General features: G+C 55.9%; 14 protein-coding genes. 6 read left to right on the plus strand and 8 right to left on the minus strand.

The window, feature by feature from the left end:
* From HGO37_RS03575 to HGO37_RS03610, 8 genes are all read right to left on the minus strand, one after another.
* Positions 1–447, minus strand: coding sequence for an RrF2 family transcriptional regulator (locus tag HGO37_RS03575; RefSeq protein WP_192488178.1), 447 nt, complete (start codon positions 445–447; stop codon positions 1–3).
* A gap of 166 nt (positions 448–613) precedes the next feature.
* Complete coding sequence (ssuD, locus tag HGO37_RS03580) at positions 614–1783, minus strand: FMNH2-dependent alkanesulfonate monooxygenase (protein WP_250982152.1); 1170 nt, start codon at positions 1781–1783, stop codon at positions 614–616.
* 316 nt (positions 1784–2099) lie between these two features.
* Positions 2100–3533, minus strand: coding sequence for an FAD/NAD(P)-binding protein (locus tag HGO37_RS03585; RefSeq protein ID WP_250982153.1), 1434 nt, complete (start codon positions 3531–3533; stop codon positions 2100–2102).
* A gap of 330 nt (positions 3534–3863) precedes the next feature.
* Entirely contained in the window at positions 3864–4910 is a 1047-nt protein-coding gene (locus HGO37_RS03590) for a substrate-binding domain-containing protein (RefSeq protein WP_250982154.1), read from the minus strand.
* 270 nt (positions 4911–5180) lie between these two features.
* A complete protein-coding gene (mgrA, locus tag HGO37_RS03595) occupies positions 5181–6224 on the minus strand; it encodes an L-glyceraldehyde 3-phosphate reductase (RefSeq protein ID WP_250982155.1) in 1044 nt (347 codons plus the stop codon).
* Between the two features lie 75 nt (positions 6225–6299).
* Positions 6300–7562: an SfnB family sulfur acquisition oxidoreductase gene (locus HGO37_RS03600; protein ID WP_250982156.1), complete on the minus strand. Its 1263-nt coding sequence runs from the start codon at positions 7560–7562 to the stop codon at positions 6300–6302.
* Positions 7563–7572: 10 nt separating this feature from the next.
* Positions 7573–8841 carry an SfnB family sulfur acquisition oxidoreductase gene (locus HGO37_RS03605; protein WP_250982157.1) on the minus strand — a complete coding sequence of 423 codons (1269 nt, stop codon included), beginning with the start codon at positions 8839–8841 and terminating at the stop codon, positions 7573–7575.
* A 32-nt stretch (positions 8842–8873) separates the two neighbouring features.
* Positions 8874–10271, minus strand: coding sequence for an LLM class flavin-dependent oxidoreductase (locus HGO37_RS03610; RefSeq protein WP_250982158.1), 1398 nt, complete (start codon positions 10269–10271; stop codon positions 8874–8876).
* A gap of 344 nt (positions 10272–10615) precedes the next feature.
* Between HGO37_RS03610 and HGO37_RS03615 the strand changes: the two genes are divergently transcribed.
* The 6 genes from HGO37_RS03615 (at position 10616) to HGO37_RS03640 (ending at position 16957) form a co-directional block, all read left to right on the plus strand.
* Complete coding sequence (locus HGO37_RS03615; protein WP_250982159.1) at positions 10616–11791, plus strand: aminotransferase; 1176 nt, start codon at positions 10616–10618, stop codon at positions 11789–11791.
* Positions 11788–13206: an FAD-binding oxidoreductase gene (locus tag HGO37_RS03620; RefSeq protein WP_250982160.1), complete on the plus strand. Its 1419-nt coding sequence runs from the start codon at positions 11788–11790 to the stop codon at positions 13204–13206. Before HGO37_RS03615 ends, HGO37_RS03620 begins: the two co-directional genes overlap by 4 nt.
* A gap of 10 nt (positions 13207–13216) precedes the next feature.
* Entirely contained in the window at positions 13217–14014 is a 798-nt protein-coding gene (locus HGO37_RS03625) for a MetQ/NlpA family ABC transporter substrate-binding protein (RefSeq protein WP_250982161.1), read from the plus strand.
* Between the two features lies 1 nt (position 14015).
* A complete protein-coding gene (locus tag HGO37_RS03630) occupies positions 14016–15173 on the plus strand; it encodes a methionine ABC transporter ATP-binding protein (protein ID WP_250982162.1) in 1158 nt (385 codons plus the stop codon).
* The gene (locus HGO37_RS03635; RefSeq protein ID WP_192488166.1) at positions 15127–15819 is read left to right on the plus strand and encodes a methionine ABC transporter permease; all 693 of its coding nucleotides are present in this window, start codon (positions 15127–15129) and stop codon (positions 15817–15819) included. Before HGO37_RS03630 ends, HGO37_RS03635 begins: the two co-directional genes overlap by 47 nt.
* A gap of 79 nt (positions 15820–15898) precedes the next feature.
* Positions 15899–16957 (plus strand): isopenicillin N synthase family dioxygenase, encoded by a 1059-nt coding sequence (locus tag HGO37_RS03640; RefSeq protein WP_250982163.1) that lies wholly within the window; start codon positions 15899–15901, stop codon positions 16955–16957.
* Positions 16958–17044: the final 87 nt, after the last annotated feature.

Consider the following 17044-nt stretch of genomic DNA (forward strand, 5'->3'; position numbering starts at 1 on the left):
TCAAGCGTATGCGGCATCGTCGACACCCTTGCCGGTGTCGGCAGCAAACTGCTCCAATGTCGTGTTATCAAGAACTTCTGCCATAGCATCGCGCACTCGGCCCATGGACCGGCGCACCTGACAGTGCTCTGGATCTTCACAGTCCTCGCATGGCTCAAACGCCGTCTTGCTTGCGCAACGGATCGGGGCCAGCGGCCCATCAAGGGTACGCACCACTTGGCCAATCAAAATCTCGGAAGCTGGTTTGGACAGGGAATATCCACCGCCTGGACCTTTCTTTGAACGCAGCATGCCTGCATTTCTCAGTTCCAGAAGAATCGTATCGAGGAATTTTTTAGGTATGTTGTTACGGCTGGCAATCTCATTGACAAATGCTGTCTGCCCCTCAGCAAGCCCGGCCAGATCAACCATGGCCTTCAAGCCGTATTTCCCTTTTTTCGTCAGCATCAACCGCTCTTTCACAATCACATCGCGGCGATAGATATGGGCAAAAACCGCGCTTAAGGCAACAGAGCGCGCACAATCTATTCGAGAGATTTAATCAAAATTACCCATGCCCGGTAGCCTGATGTGAACAGGAAACCGGGCAAGGCATTTTAAACGGTGCTTCGTCTCAGGAACCGGAGACGATTTTCACGTTGCCGCCGTGGCCACCGCCGCCGAAAACACGGTGTTCGCCAAACGACGAGCGAATCTGGTTGCGCGGTCCGCCAAGGCCGATTTCTGGAAACAGCAATTCAGAGACCCGGTAAGCTTCCTCAAGATGCGGGTAACCAGAGGCGATGACAGTATCGATGCCGAGATCCTGGTATTCCCGAAGTCGGGCAGCGATGGTTTTGGGCGAACCGACAAGCGCTGTTCCGGCACCGGAGCGCACAAGACCGATACCGGCCCAAAGATTTGGCGACACCTCAAGCTTGTCACGGCGACCATTATGTAGTGCCACCATGCGCGCCTGCCCGACGGAATCGGAATTTTTGGCAAACACCTCCTGCGCTGCGGCAATGGTGTCGTCGGACAGTTTCGAAATCAGACGATCCGCAGCCTCCCACGCCTCTTCATCGGTTTCACGCACGATGAAGTGCAGTCGGATGCCAAAGCTGACATCGCGATTTTGCGCCGCCGCAGCCTTGCGCACCTTGGCAATTTTTTCCTCCACCAGATGAGGTGGTTCACCCCATGTCAGGTACTTATCGATAATGCCGGCGGAAAAATCGATTGCAGCATCCGAGGATCCGCCAAAATAGATTGGTGGACGTGGCTGCTGCACCGGTGGCAAGCCCAGTTGAGCGTGATGGGCCTGAATATACCGGCCATCAAGATGCGCCTTGCCGGTTTCAATCAGGTCATTAAACACCTGAAAAAACTCACCGGCATGATCGTAGCGCTCATCATGTGCTAAAAAAATACCGTCTCCAGCCAGTTCCTGCGCGCTGCCACCGACGACAATGTTCAACAACAGCCTTCCGTTGGAAACCCGGTCAAGCGTTGAGGCCAATCGTGCGTAGTAGGCAGGCGACGCCGTTCCCGGACGAATGGCAACGAGGAACTTTAGCTGTTCCGTATGCGCCGCCAGATCGGCAGCGAGAATGAAGGATTCCTCACAGGCAACACCGGTCGGAATAAGCACGCCGGAATAGCCCAGACGATCAACAGCCCGGGCAATCTCGCGGAAGTAACCGGGATCTGACTGCCGCGCCAAATCATCCGACCCCAGATAGGCGCCATCACCGGAAGATGGAATAAACCAGAGAAAATCGAGTGGTTGCTGCGGTTTTGCCATTGCTCAAGTCCTGTTTGAAGACAGGACCACGAAAGCCCCATCGGACACATCATTCACGGCTTGCCAGACAGTCAGCACCTCCGCGGAGAAGGGCCGAACTGAACTTTTCCAGTCCATTTCGATATTGTCCCTTCATTCGCCTCAACAATAATTATATCCATAGATTTTATAAGAAATACTATTCCAAAGAACCCACCGTTGATGAAGATTATCTCACGGCAGGTTCAAAGCGATGAAATTCCATCTTCAAAATCACGGACTGAAGGAAGCTGGCCCTGCCCGCCTTTATTACCCACCAATAGGCTGTCAATCCTGGTCAGCCGGTGCTGCTCAAAGACTGCTCTTGTTTGTCGAGATTGAGATAGGACGACAGCTGGCCGGCAACAAAAATTGCATGGTCCGTCACCTGCGGCAGCCCCATCAGCTCTCCAAATGTACCGCGCGCCAATGGCCCGGCAATGTACAGTCCCGGCACCGCCCTGCCCGTTTCATCAATCGCGATGGACGCCGCATCACAGGCAATACCAAGGCCGGTGGCACAAGATGAGATCAGACCGTCCCGTTGCAGGGCGGCGAGGAATGGGATTGAATGTAGGACCTCGCCGTGCGCGGGGCCGGTGGTCACCGCGATCGCATCGAAAAGATAATCGGCCACTTCGCCTGTGACCTTCTCTGTCAGAGACACACGGAAGCCCGAATCCTCGGACGTAACGCCTTGAAGGGAAGCTGCTTTTATCGACAGCTGGCCGGCAGCAACTGCTTCGTCCAGCACTTTCTCGACCTGCGGCGCGATGCGAAAACGGTGAACATCCCAATATGGACGGGCCAGCCGCACAATGCGACGCCTCTCCTTGGTTGGCAAAGCCTGCCAGATTTTTTGCCCCTGTGCGCGGATGGCATCGATGACCGCATGCCAACGGAATCCCGCCTTCTCCGCCTGCCTGATCGTGTCGCGGATCCGATGCACCAGTTCAGACGCGCGGACACTGGGTCTGGAGACAAAATCGCCAAACGCTTCTTGAGCGGTTGACGCATGGCCACGCGAGCGCAATCCGCGCCGCGAGATTGAAACAATCGTTCCGTGGTGCCCTTTATCTTTCAGGGTCGCGACGACATCGGCCGAGGTCAAGCCATTGCCGATGACAAGCACGCGGTCGTCCGGCTCGATCGGTTGAAGCGCATCAGGCTGCGTCACATCGGCAATCAGTTTTGGATGATCCCTAAAGGCGGCCAATGCGGCTGGCAGTGCCGGTGCCGGATGGCTAACCGCAATTGCAACGGCGTCAGCCAGCAGCACGCTGCCATCTTCGGCTTTCAACAGCCACTTCGTCCCGGATTTCCCGACGCCGGTGACACTCGTTTGACGATGTTCGACAACACCCTGATCAAGATAGGGCTGGATTTCAGACGACACGTAATCGCCGAACGACGCGCGCTGCAAATAGGGTAATCCATCCGAGCCAAACGCATCCGCATCCTCTGTCAGAATGTTCCTGTTTGTTGCAAACCGCAGAAAACTCTCTGGATCGTCAGGGTAAAGCGTCATCTTGCCGGCAGGTACATTGATGCGGTGTGCCGGTTCATGTGTGCTGTAGGCCAGGCCCGCACCCAGCTTTTCACGCGGCTCAAAGACCACCATGCGGACAGTGCCAATACCGGGATAACGCCGGGCAAGATGGATTGCCAGTGCAGCCCCAGTAACACCGCCACCCACAATCGCAATGACCGGACAAAGAGACTTTTGAGGCATCACAAGCTCCGACAGTTATGGAAGATATATGCGGAGCGCAGCATAGCGCCATGCAATCGAGGTTTAAAAATACGCGCATCCGACGATTGGCGAAAGCGTGCCAGCCGATCAGATATCGTGTTAGCAAAGCCAGATAACAGGGTTTGCCCTCCTTCATTTTGGACACTCCAACACGATCGTCTCGGACAGTCTCCTGCAAATATATTCTATAAAATTAGTGCTATATATGCATTCCTCATTTGAAAGAGCAACCAAAATGGAAAACGGAAGCACCCGCCGCGATGCTTCCGTTCGATTGTCTGCGCAGAGCATGCTTGGGAGTTAAGTTGCTCAGAAAGCGGCAGACGGAATCCACGAGGCGGTCGCCGCCGTGCTGGTAGAGAATGCCGCAATTTTAGCCGCCAGATCGTCAATCGTCGTCACACCTGCCTCACGCAATTGCTGCTGGGTCACCAAAACAGGATCGACGATAATCTGGTGCGGAACCTCTTCCCCGGCGATCTGCAGGGCTGCCGCGCGAATGGAGACAGCACCCACAACCGCCGGATTGGTGGCGGCGGTCGCTACCCAAGGACTGCCCTCTTCAACGATTTCCTGAATATCGGCCGTGGAAATATCCGCCGAATAGATCTTGAGCTTGTCGCTGATGCCAAGATCGGCCGCAGCCAGTTTCACCCCGCGTGCAAATTCGTCATAGGATGCGAATACAACTGAAATATCGGGATTGGCCTGAAACACCGCCTTGGCCTGATCGGCCGTTGAGGTCGCCGTTGTATCGCTGACATTGCCAAAACGGGCCTTTTCCACGATACCGGCATTTGCCGCCTTCACCTTGTCCCAAACCTCGTTGCGACGATCAAGCGGCGCAAAACCGGCGACATAGGCATAACCTGCATTAAAGCTGGTGCCATTATCCTTGATGGCCTGATCCAGCGCCAACTCTGCCAGCTTGTGGTCGGACTGCTCGACCTGCGGAATTTTCGGATTGTTGAGGTTCACGTCAAAGGCAACAACCTTGATACCCTTATCGAGTGCCTGCTGTACGACATCCCCCAAAGATTCCGGCAGACCATGGTCAACCACAATACCCTGAACGCCGAGATTGATGGCCTGAAGAATTTGTTCGCGTTGTTCTGCGGCATTCTGGCGGCCAGGAAAGATACGCAGATCAACCCCAAGCGCCTTGGCCTGCGCTTCAGCGCCAGCCTGATAGGCCTGGAAAAAATCACCGGCTGAGATGTAGCTGATCAGGGCCAGTTTCACGCCACCTTTGTCGAAGGGAGCCGGTGCGCCCGTAAGGCCTTCCGCAGATGCCGAATGCACCAAAGCCAAAGAGGACAGAGCGGTAAATGCCAGAAAACGCAGAGTTGACGTCATGGAGTTCCCCTTGAAACGAAAAGGCCTTCAGCGGCCCCGGATGACGTCCATTATTCAAATAAATACACTTATTTTATAGATTTAATATTTATCAATTCGGGATCGGAAATAGATTTCTTTGCCATTTAACGTCGGATGTCGGCAAGTTTCTGCCCGGCTTTCCGGCACCGGCCAGACGACATGTCCATCGCGAAAGCATCTGTGCCCCTCAATAGAATACCCGGCGGATAACACGCCGGGTAATCTTGTAATCCTCACGATATGTGCCGGTCAGACGGCTTCATCATGCGATGGTTTTTCCCAAAGGTTGATACCACCTTCGACCGCATGACGATCAATCTCCGCCAGCTCCTCTGTTGTGAAAGAAAGGTTATTCAAGGCTGCCACGTTCTCCTCGATCTGCCTGGCCGAACTTGCGCCAATCAGGGCAGAGGTTACACGCGTGTCACGCAGAACCCAGGCAATGGCCAATTGCGCCAATGACTGGCCGCGCCGTGCGGCAATCTCGTTCAGTGCGCGGGCACGAATGATGTTTTCTTCCTTCAGATGTTCCGGCCGAAGGAAATCACCACCCGGCCGGTTCACGCGTGCATCCTGCGGAATGCCGTTCAGATATTTGTTGGTCAGCAAACCCTGCGCAAGCGGCGTAAAGGCAATGATACCAGCCCCGACATCCTCGACCGCATTCAGCAGGTCCTTTTCAACCCACCGGTTAAACAGGTTATAGGCCGGCTGGTTGATCAGCAGCGGCACCTGCCTGTCACGCAAATGCGCGGCGATCTCACGGGTCTTGGCACCGGAGTAAGAGGAGATACCAACATAAAGCGCCTTGCCCTGCCGCACGGCCTGCGCCAGCGCATCCGCGGTTTCTTCCAGCGGCGTATCTGCGTCATAGCGGTGCGAATAGAAAATATCGACATAGTCGACGCCAAGCCGCGAAAGGCTCTGATCGAGGCTCGACAGCAGCGCTTTTTTCGAACCGCCACCACGGCCATAGGGTCCCGGCCACATATCCCAACCAGCTTTGGTCGAGATAATCAGCTCATCGCGGTAACCGCGAAAATCTTGCTTCAGAATACGCCCGAAATTGATCTCGGCACTTCCCGCTGGCGGACCATAATTATTGGCGAGGTCGAAATGGGTAATGCCCAGATCAAACGCCTTGAACAGGATGGAACGTTGCGTCTCAATGGTCGTCGTGTCACCGAAATTGTGCCACAGGCCAAAGGAAAGCGCAGGCAATTTCAGGCCGCTTCGCCCGACACGGCGAAACTGTGCATTATCATAACGTTTGGGATCAGGCAGATAACTCATGTCTTGGTTTCCTGTGGTCAAGCAAAAGCCGGGCGCAGAGAAACCCTGCACCCGGCGGAACAAATGGCTCTGAAATCACAGAGCCCCATGTCTCGGCGGCAACTGGTCATTCAGATAAAAATTGCCGATATGGTGGTACTTCCAGCGAACCGGATCATGCAGGGAATGGGTTCTGGCATTGCGCCAGAAGCGATCCAGCCCGTAACTTTCCAGTGTTGAGCGTGCACCACCAAGCTCAATCAGCTTTGTTGCAGCAAGCTGCGCTACATCGGTGCCCAGCGCCTTGATCTCGGCAACGGCAATCGACGCCTCGGCAACCGTGCGCTCATTGGGATCGGCTGTGGCAACATCGAGAAAACGCCCCGCCCGTGCCAACAATGCGTCAGCCGCATGCACGCGGATTGTGACATCCCCCACCGCATGGATTGTATGCGGGTCCTCATAACCGTGCTCTATCGTCAGCTCAAAAAACGGTCGCGAATGTGCCCGAACATAGGAAATGGTTTCGGCGAGCGCACCACGCGCAATGCCAACCTGTACGGCGGCGTGGATGATCTGCGCAAAGGGCCCCATCGCCGTTGGCCGGTCAAACGGGTCATCATGATCAACGACCTCAGACGGTGTAATCTCGACATCGTCGAATGTCACAGTGCCACTGCCGGTGGAGCGCTGCCCGAAAGACGTCCAGTCGTCCACCAGATCAAGTCCGGGCGTCGCACGGTCAATGAAAACAATATGAATGCGGCCATTCGGCCCCTTGGCGACCGCCACGATAATGTGAGCAAAAAGTGAGCCGGTGGAATAGAATTTCTGTCCATTCAGCACCAGCTTGCCGTTCTTCTCAGCAAAATGCGTCTTGTATTCAACCGGCGTTTTGGTGCCGATTTCCGTGAAGGCATTGCCGAAGCGCTCACCATTCAACACACGCTGAAAATAGTGCCGTTTTTGCTCTTCAGAGCCAGACAATCGCAACGCTTCAACCATGAAGAAATGGTTTTGCGGAATCTGACCAATCGAGGAGTCCGCCGCAGAAATGATAGCCGTCACCTCGGCCAGCGTAACGGCAGAAACACCCGCACCACCATAGTCCTTGGGCACCGAAATTGCCCAGAGCCCACTCTGCGAATACCGTTCGATTTCTGCAATTGGCAAACGCCGTTCCCGATCCCGCTCAGCGGCACCGACCGCGAATTCCGCCGCCAGTTCGCGGGCCACGACAATGGCCTCGGCATCATCACGGATGATGTGCGCATGGGTTCGCAGAGGTGGGATATGCGGTGCCGGGCGCCCCTTGGTCAGCGCGGCCTGGCGATGAAGCTGACGATCTGTCGTGGTCATCGGCGACACCTCAGTTCCAGGCATGGCGTGGCGGATGTTCGCCGTTCAGATAATAATTGCCGACATGGTAGAACTTCCAGCGCACCGGATCATGCAGCGTGTGAACACGCGCGTTGCGCCAATGGCGATCCAACCCGTGTTCGGCCAATGTCGAGCGCGTGCCGGCTAGTTCGAACAGCTTGTTGGTGGCGAGAATGGCAATCTCTGTTGTCAGAACCTTGGCCTCCCCGGTCTTGATCGTCGCTTCGGAAACCGTCTCCAGTGTGGTGTTGGCGCGCCCGGCGTCTATGCTGCGGCCGGCAATTTCCAGCAATGCTTCGGCTGCATGCAGCTTGATCTTCAGATCACCAATCGCAGCGATGGTGAACAGGTCTTCGCTGGCGCTCTGCTTTCCGCTGTCGATCCAAGGGCGGCTGAATTTCTTGACGAAAGTGATGGTGTCTTCAATGGCGCCCCGCGCAATACCCACATCAATTGCCGCCTGAATAATCTGCGATACCGGGCCACCAACCGTTGGATGATCGAAAGAGGTCACCTTGACGGCACGCACCTTCGGCACCCGCACATTCTCGATCTTGACTGAACCGGACGCCGTCGTACGCTGGCCAAAACTCGACCAGTTATTGGTCACGGTCAGGCCCGGCGCATCGCGCTCAGCAAACACCAGGAACCCCTGCCCCTCCTCATCGACGCCAACAATCGGCACAACATGCGACAGCAGCGCACCGGTCGCGTAAAACTTCTCGCCATGAACGATGACATCATCACCGTCATGCACCACCTTGGTCTCGAAATCGGCAACCGTTTTGCTTTTCAATTCCGAAAAAGCATTACCGTAACGAAGCCCTTGCAGGGCCCAGCCAAAGAACAGCTCTTTCTGTTCTTCTGTGCCATCAAGATCAACCGTTGCCACAATGGCCAGATGGTTCTGGGTAATCTGCGCAATCGCCGGATCGGCAGTGGCAATGATTGAAATCACCTTGGCAAGCGTCGCATAGGACACCTCAGGTCCACCATAGGCGCGCGGTACATTGATGCTCCACAGACCACTTTGCGAATATTCATCCAGCTCGTTGATCGGCAGCAGGCCCTCACGATCGCGCAAGGCTGCATCGACCTTGAAATGTGCAGCAAGCCGTTCTGCGATCTCAATGGCCTCGACGTCGCTTTTGATAATATGCGCTGGTTCCGCAGGTCTTGGCCGTGGGGCAACCGGATCATTGGAATTGACGCGCGGATGGACGGAATAATCAATCTTGGTTTCTGAAACGGTACCCATGGTCATGCCTCATCGGGTTCGAATAATAGGAGTTAGATCGCAAGCCGGGTTTGCTGGCCGCGTTTAATGGCTTCAATATCGCGGTAATGTTCCGCCGGATGGTCGGATGGCAGGTAAGGCCCCTTACCGAAAAGCTTTTCCCGCAATGTGCCGGGACGATAGGATGTGGGGTAAACGCCGCGCTTTTGCAGTTCGGGAACGATGTATTGCACCACGTCCTCGAAACTGTCAGGCGTCACGGCGTAGGCAAGATTGAAACCGTCAACATCGGTGTCTTCGACCCACTCCTGCAATATGTCGGCAATCTGGCTCGGCGAACCGACAAACACCGGACCGAGCCCGCCAATGCCACCGAATTTCGCCAGCTCATCGATGGTCCAGGACTTGTCGCCGCCAGCAATGTGCTCAACGAAAGAATGGATCGCGTTGGTTTCGACCTTCTGGATAACATCGGTTGGCGCATATTGCCCAAAGTCGATGCCGCTCCAACCGGACATGAACACCAGCGAACCGTCATAGGACACGTACTGCCGGTAGTCCTCGAATTTGGCCTTGGCCTTTTCTTCCGTTTCATCGGTGATGATGGTCAAAAGCGTGTAGATGCGCAACGCCTTGGGATCGCGTCCCGCTGCGGCTGCCTTTTGGCGGATTTCAGAGACATAAGCCTTGAGAACCGATTTGGTCGGCGCTGCCACAAACACACATTCGGCATGTTCGGCGGCAAACTTTTTGCCCGGACCCGATGCACCGGCCTGATAAAGCACCGGTGTTCGCTGCGGTGATGGCTCCGTCAGCCCGTAACCGGGCACATCGAAATATTTGCCCTTGTGGCCAATCTCGTGAACCTTGGACGGATCGGTGAATATCCGGCCATCTCGGTCACGCCGCACAGAGCCTTCTTCCCAGCTGCCTTCCAGAAGTTTGTAAACAACCTCCAGATATTCGTTGGCGATATCATAGCGGTTGTCATGCCGCTGCAGCCCGGCCTGCCCGATATTTTTGGCACCGCTTTCCAGATAGGAGGTAACGATGTTCCAGCCGATGCGCCCCTTGCTGTGGTGGTCAGCGGTCGCAAGGCGACGTGCGAAAATATAAGGGTGCTCGAAGGATGTCGAAGCGGTGATGCCAATGCCCAGATGCTCCGTTGCCAGTGCAATGGGTGCGGCAAGCTGCAACGGATCATTGACGGGGATCTGCGCCGCCTGCTGAATGGCGTGGAAATTCGAGCCCTTGTAGACATCGTAATAACCAATGACATCGGCGATGAAGATGCCGTCGAAAATGCCGCGTTCCAGCGTTCGAGCGAGATCCTGCCAATAGTCCAAATCCTTGTATTTCCAGGATTTATCCTTCGGGTGAGCCCAAAGGCCGGGAGACTGGTGGCCGACGCAGTTCATATCGAAGGCATTGAAATGGATCGTTTTGCTCATTCTGGCCTCGTGCTCCGCCTGTAAAAGGCGTGTCCGCCTCGGGTGGTAAATTGGCCTCAAGCATCGCAGAGTGAAAAACCAAAGATAGTAATTCTATCTTTTTTATCGATTGCAAAGCGAAAGAATTTTCCGTCTTTTCCGCCTTCAACAAAAAAGCGTCGACACGGCGTTTAGCCGTGCACATCGGCCCATTTTACCGCTCTCCGCAAATCAATTCACGACAGGCAGATTTCCGGAGCAAATCTTTCTCCAAACTCTAATCCAAACGCTTTAAAATACTTTGTTTATCTATTTTATCGATTTTAAGCTCGCCGGGATAAATCAAAAATACGGGGAATATCTCGGTGGTGAACTCGGTCTTCGGTGCAGCAGGCACGTCGATATTTGAATCCATGTCGCGGCTGGCAACAGAAACAGGCGCAATCAATCTGGGCCAAGGATTTCCTGAAGGTTTTGAGCCTGCAGCACTTGTGGAAGCCGCGATCTCAGCATTGCGTGACGGACCCCACCAATATCCGCCGATGATGGGATTGCCTGTTCTGCGTCAGGCGGTTGCTGACAACGCCAAACGGTTTTTCAATCTGGACATTGACTGGCAACGTGAAGTGCTTGTCACCTCAGGTGCAACCGAAGCGCTGGCCGACACATTCCTCGCTTTGCTTGAAACCGGTGACGAGGTCATTCTTTTCGAACCCGTATATGATGCCTATGCCACACTGATCCGTCGGGCGGGTGGCGTTGTCCTGCCTGTCAGGCTTTTGCCGCCCCATTGGGATCTGCCGCAGGACGCCCTGCAGAAAGCCATCACCAGCAAAACGAAACTGATTGTCGTCAACACGCCGATGAACCCGATAGGCAAGATTTTCTCACCCGACGAGCTGCGTTTTCTCGGTGAGCTTGCCGTCAAACATGACCTCACCATCGTCTCCGATGAGGTCTACGAGCATCTGGTTTTTGACGGCCGCCCCTTCCATTCCCTGTTTGCGGTGGACGGTGTTCGCGACCGTGTCGTCAGGATCGGTTCGGCTGGCAAAAGCTTTTCCGTGACCGGTTGGAAAGTCGGTTATGTGACAGCGTCACCCAAACTGCTGGAGCCGATTGCCAGAGCCCACCAATACGTCACCTTCACAACCCCGCCTGCCCTGCAAACCGCAGTGGCGACAGGACTGAACCTGCCCGACAGTTATTTTCTCGATCTGCGTCGCCAGTTGGCTGAGCGGCGGGACTTGCTGGTCGATGGCTTGCGTGATGCAGGTTTCGAGGTCACCGATGCTCCAGCCACCTATTTTGTCGTCGCGGATATTTCCACACTCGACACGGCTGGCGACGACCTTGCCTTTTGCCGCCGTCTGACGCTTGAAGCTGGCGTAACACCAGTGCCGATCTCATCCTTTTACGGCAGCCGCGATGTGCGCAGCCACGTGCGGTTCTGCTTTGCCAAAAAAGCAGAGACACTCGTGAATGCAGTCGAGCGTCTTGCGCTGTGGCGGCAGGGACATGCGGTAAAGGTCGCATCATGAATCTGCATCTTACGCATCGCAGTTACGATGCGGCGATCGCTGAGTTGCAGAACCGTTTCGGTGCTGCGGCATCAACCGGTGCATCTGTTTTGGACCTGCATGCTGGCGATGAAAGCCACCATGCCCGGCAGCGCCCAGACATTGTTGTGCGACCGCAGAGCACACAAGACGTTGCCGAGATCGTCAAGATCGCGGTCAGACATCGCATTCCGATCACGGCTTTCGGTGCCGGTTCGGGGCTTGAAGGTGGCGCTATTCCCGTTCACGGCGGAATTTCACTGGATACAAGTGATCTCAACGAGATTGTTGAAATCCGCGCCGATGACATGATTGCACGGGTGGGTGCCGGCGTTCGCCGGCTCGACCTCAACCATGCCCTGCGTGACACCGGTCTGTTCTTTCCCGTTGATCCCGGCGCCAATGCGTCGATTGGTGGCATGGTATCGACCGGTGCCAGCGGCACCAATGCCGTGCGATATGGTGTTATGCGCGAAAACGTGCTCGGCCTGACCGTGGTGACGGCCAATGGCGATATCGTCAAAACGGGATCACTGGCGCGCAAATCATCCTCCGGGTACGATCTGACACGGCTGTTTGTCGGTTCCGAAGGCACACTAGGCATCGTCACCGAAGTTTTGTTGCGCCTGCATCCAATACCGGAGGCGAGATCTGCCCATGCCGGTTTTGCCACGCTGGCCGGTACGGTCAATGCGGTCACCGATATCAAGCGCGCTGGCCTTTCCATCGGCCGTGTCGAACTGGTCGATCAACCCTTGGTCGACGTGATCAATCGTCGGGGAGAGTTGAGTCTTGTGCCATTGCCGACATTGTTTTTCGAGTTTCACGGCTCGGTCGCAGAAATCGACACATTGTCGGAGACCATTGAGCAGATCATCTCCGACAATGGCGGCACACCGCTGACATGGACGGACACGGCGCAGGACACCAAACTATTATGGGAAACCCGCCGCGATTGCCTGGCCTGGGCCAAGGCTGAACGGCCCGGCTCTCACTCCTGGCCAAGCGATGTCTGCGTGCCAATCTCACGGTTGGCAGAGGTAATCCTAGAAACAAGACAGGATGTCGCCACTTCCACCGCACCCGCCTTTATCGTCGGCCATGTGGGAGACGGCAATTTCCACTGCGTTTTCATGTTGCACGAACACGAAGAAACAGAGGTGGCGAATTACGCGTCCCGCATCGTGCAACGGGCCATTGCAGCGGGCGGTACCGCCAGCGGTGAACACGGCATCGGGCTTGGCAAACGGCAGTACCTGCAAAGCGAACACGGCGCGGAAGCCATAGCGCTGATGCAGACGCTCAAAACCGCACTTGATCCCCTCGGCATTTTCAATCCCGGCAAGGTTCTTCCCGACGTCGGTCCATTTTCAAACACATCATCAGAACACCCATAAGGACCATTCCATGCGTTATAAATCATTTGTCGCCGGCACCGTTTCCGCACTGGCATTGCTTCTGGCAACCCATGCCACAGCACTTGCCGAAACCATCAAGTTTGGTGTCACGGCCGGCCCGCATGCCCAGATTGCCGAAGCGATCGTGCCCGTTGCCAAGGCCAAGGGCCTGGACATCCAGATCATCGAATTTTCTGACGGTGCACTGATCGACCCGGCGACCAATGACGGCGATCTCGATGCCAACGGTTTTCAGCACACACCTTATCTCGATCGTCAGAATGCCGACCGTGGACTGAACCTCGTGGCGGTTGGTGGCAAGACAGTGCTTTTGCCGATGGCCGGCTACTCCCACAAATACAAATCCGTGACCGATCTGCCAGAGGGTGCGCAGGTCACCATTCCCAATGATCCGAGCAATGCCGGACGCGCCCTGAAACTGCTGGAAGCTGGCGGCCTCCTGAAGCTCACACCCGGCGTCACCTTCAACGCCACCGAACTGGACATCATCGAAAACCCGAAGAAAATCAAAATCGTACCGCTTGAGACGGCACAGCTGCCGCGATCGCTTGAAGATGTTGATTTCTCCGTCATCACTTCGCATTTCGCACTTTCGGCCGGTCTCAACCCAAGTAAGGACAGCCTTCTGATTGAAGATCAACTTTCTGAATATTTCTGCCTGATCGCTGTTGCCGAAAAGAACAAGGATGCGCCTTGGGTCAACACCCTGATCGAAGCCTACAAATCACCGGAAGTGAAAGCCTTCATCGACAAGAAGTTCGAAGGCAATGTGATCGCGGGCTGGTAACATGACCCTTTTGGCACGCACAGATGACGCGACCGAAACGAAGCCACGCTCACAGGAGCATGGCTCTGGCCTTCGCCCGGCAAACACAAGGCCGATCATCGAAATCCAGTCGCTGAGTAAGACCTATGACGCCAAAAGCGGCCCGGTGCTGGATGACATCAGCTTGAATGTCAGCGAAGGTTCGATACATGGCATCATTGGTCGCTCCGGTGCTGGTAAAAGCACATTGGTGCGCTGCCTGAACGGGCTCGTCAGCCCCTCCTCTGGCCGGGTATTCGTGTCCGGCCGGGAAATAAGCGCCCTGAAGGGACAGGACCTGCGCAAGGCGCGTCGGCAGATTGCCATGGTGTTCCAGCATTTCAGCCTGTTGTCGTCCCGCACGGCAGCGGCCAATGTTGCCCTGCCGCTGGAAATTGCCGGCATAGCCAAAGAAACCATTCGCAAACGTGTCCCCGACCTTCTGGAACTGGTTGGCCTTTCGGGCAAAGCAGATGCCTATCCGTCAGAGCTTTCCGGCGGGCAGAAACAGCGCATCGGTATTGCCCGTGCACTCGCCCTTGAACCAGCCGTGCTGTTGTCCGATGAGGCAACGTCGGCACTCGACCCGGAAACCACAGAACAGATCCTCGATCTGCTCAAGGATATCAATCGCCGCATCGGGCTTAGCATCGTGCTGATCACGCATGAGATGGATGTGGTCCGGCAAATCGCTGATCACGTGACCGTTCTCGAACAGGGGCGGATCATCGAAAGCGGCCCGACATTTGATGTCTTTGCCTTTCCCCGTTCCAAGACAGCGCGCTCCTTCCTCTCCAGCATCGTCGCACATGACCTGCCGGAAGAGGTGACCGCACGATTGGTGCCGGACGCCACAGGCGACACCGACCCGGTCATTCGTATCACCTTTACCGGTTCATCGGCACATAGTGCCGTTGTTGCCGACCTTGTGGAGCGTTTCAAAGTGCGGCCCAACATTCTGCATGGGCGCATTGATTACATAGGTGGTGCAGCGCTCGGCATCCTCACCATCGTCTCGGAAAACACCGGACCACGCCTGCCCGACATTCTGTCTTACCTGTCATCACTCGGTCTTCATGGAGAGGTTATCGGTCATGCTGTCCGACCTGCTGTCACCGGCGCTCATCGCGCTGCTCATTGAATCAATCAAGCAGACCGTTACCATGGTGGCGGTGGCTGCCCTGCTCTCGACGCTCATCGGCCTGCCACTCGGCGTGCTGCTTGTCGTCACTTCGCCCGGACAGTTTCTGGAGCGACCAATTTTCAACCGGGTCACTGGCACCCTGATCAATCTCATCCGCTCGACGCCCTTCATCATCCTGATGGTCGCTATCATTCCCTTCACGCGGCTTGTGGCCGGCACAACGGTTGGTACATTTGCGGCCATCGTGCCGCTGACGGTAGCAATCACCCCACTTTATGCCCGGCTTGCCGAAACCGCGATGCGCGAGGTTGATCAAAGCCTGATCGAAGCGGCTGAAAGCATGGGCGCAACACCGCTGCAGATCATCTTCAAGGTGCTGTTGCCGGAAGCCCTGCCCGGCATCATCGCTGGCCAAACCGTCACACTGGTCAGCCTGATCGGTTACTCCGCCATGGCCGGCACTGTCGGTGGTGGTGGATTGGGTGATCTTGGTATCCGTTTTGGTTACCAGCGGTTCATGCCTGAGGTCATGGTCGCGGTGGTCGTCATTCTCGTCGCTATCGTCCAGTCCGTGCAGATGACCGGTGATTTTGCCGCCCGTCTCGTCAATCACCGCATAGCACGCAGCCGCCGCTCCGCCTGACAGCGGGGCCAGCGCCTGCGCAGGGAGCCTTTTTAATTTCAGGGCTCAGGCCCACCAACGTAATTCAAAGGAGAACATCATGACCGTTCATACGCTTGCTACCCAACTGCCCTTTGTCGACATTTCCCGTTTCAACGCCGGTCCTGAAGAGCGCGCGCGCTTCATCGATGAGCTGCGCAAAATCCTGCATGACCATGGCTTTTTCTATCTGACCGGCCATGGCGTGGATCCAAAATTTCTTGCAGACGTAGTCGCAGCCTCCAAGCGGTTTTTCGCCCTGCCTGAAAAGGACAAGCTGGAGATCGAGATGGTCAAGTCTCCGCATTTCCGCGGTTACAACCGTGCAGGCCTTGAACACACGCGCGGTCAGCAGGATTGGCGCGAACAGGTGGATATCAACAATGAGTCCACACCAGTCGAGATTGGTCCAGATACCCCGGCTTGGGCACGCCTGATCGGACCCAACCAGTGGCCTTCAGCCTTGCCGGAACTCAAAGACCTTCTTCTCGCCTACCAGGCAGAAGTGACACGCATCGGCATCGACGTGCTGAAAGCCATTTCCGTCGCTCTCGGTCAGGACGAAAACGTCTTCTCCAGCATCTATGACCCAGAGCCGACAAAACTTCTGAAAATCATCCGTTACCCCGGCCGTGACGTGGCGCAGAGCGATCAGGGCGTTGGCGCCCATAAGGATGGCGGTTTCGTCACCGTGTTGCTGCAGGACGTCGTTCCGGGTCTGCGTGTGCAGACGGAAGATGGCGTCTGGATTGATGCGCCGCCGGTTCCCGGCACCTTTATCATCAACACCGGCGAATTGCTGGAGCTGGCCACCAACGGTTTTGTGCGCGCCGACGTTCATGACGTTATCGTACCGCCAGCCGGCACCGAACGTTTCTCCGTCGCCTTCTTCATGGGCGCCCGTTACGATTCCAGCATTCCAGTCATTGACCTGCCGGAAGAGTTGAAGCGCAGCGAACGCGGCATCACCGTTGATCCACTGAACCCGATCTTCCGCGACGTTGGCAATAATGTTCTGAAAAGTCGTCTGCGCTCGCATCCGGATGTGGCGCGTGCCCACTACGCCGATCTGCTGACACCGGAACAGCTGACCGGCAACAAGGTGGCTTCGGCCTACTAACTCTTCGAAACAACAGACCCACCGGCCTTTCCATAGGCAGTGGGTCGTTCCATTGCATGTTGAACAAGCTGTGATCTGGACGCGCGT

This window comes from Rhizobium sp. CG4, assembly GCF_023701965.1.
GTDB lineage: Bacteria > Pseudomonadota > Alphaproteobacteria > Rhizobiales > Rhizobiaceae > Agrobacterium.

Bases quoted from the DNA above. Each gene is read 5' to 3' on its own strand.
- HGO37_RS03575 (WP_192488178.1), bottom strand. From the start codon at position 447: ATGCTGACGAAAAAAGGGAAATACGGCTTGAAGGCCATGGTTGATCTG.
- ssuD (WP_250982152.1), bottom strand. From the start codon at position 1,783: ATGGCAAAACCGCAGCAACCACTCGATTTTCTCTGGTTTATTCCATCT.
- HGO37_RS03585 (WP_250982153.1), bottom strand. From the start codon at position 3,533: ATGCCTCAAAAGTCTCTTTGTCCGGTCATTGCGATTGTGGGTGGCGGT.
- HGO37_RS03590 (WP_250982154.1), bottom strand. From the start codon at position 4,910: ATGACGTCAACTCTGCGTTTTCTGGCATTTACCGCTCTGTCCTCTTTG.
- mgrA (WP_250982155.1), bottom strand. From the start codon at position 6,224: ATGAGTTATCTGCCTGATCCCAAACGTTATGATAATGCACAGTTTCGC.
- HGO37_RS03600 (WP_250982156.1), bottom strand. From the start codon at position 7,562: ATGACCACGACAGATCGTCAGCTTCATCGCCAGGCCGCGCTGACCAAG.
- HGO37_RS03605 (WP_250982157.1), bottom strand. From the start codon at position 8,841: ATGGGTACCGTTTCAGAAACCAAGATTGATTATTCCGTCCATCCGCGC.
- HGO37_RS03610 (WP_250982158.1), bottom strand. From the start codon at position 10,271: ATGAGCAAAACGATCCATTTCAATGCCTTCGATATGAACTGCGTCGGC.
- HGO37_RS03620 (WP_250982160.1), top strand. From the start codon at position 11,788: ATGAATCTGCATCTTACGCATCGCAGTTACGATGCGGCGATCGCTGAG.
- HGO37_RS03625 (WP_250982161.1), top strand. From the start codon at position 13,217: ATGCGTTATAAATCATTTGTCGCCGGCACCGTTTCCGCACTGGCATTG.
- HGO37_RS03630 (WP_250982162.1), top strand. From the start codon at position 14,016: ATGACCCTTTTGGCACGCACAGATGACGCGACCGAAACGAAGCCACGC.
- HGO37_RS03635 (WP_192488166.1), top strand. From the start codon at position 15,127: ATGCTGTCCGACCTGCTGTCACCGGCGCTCATCGCGCTGCTCATTGAA.
- HGO37_RS03640 (WP_250982163.1), top strand. From the start codon at position 15,899: ATGACCGTTCATACGCTTGCTACCCAACTGCCCTTTGTCGACATTTCC.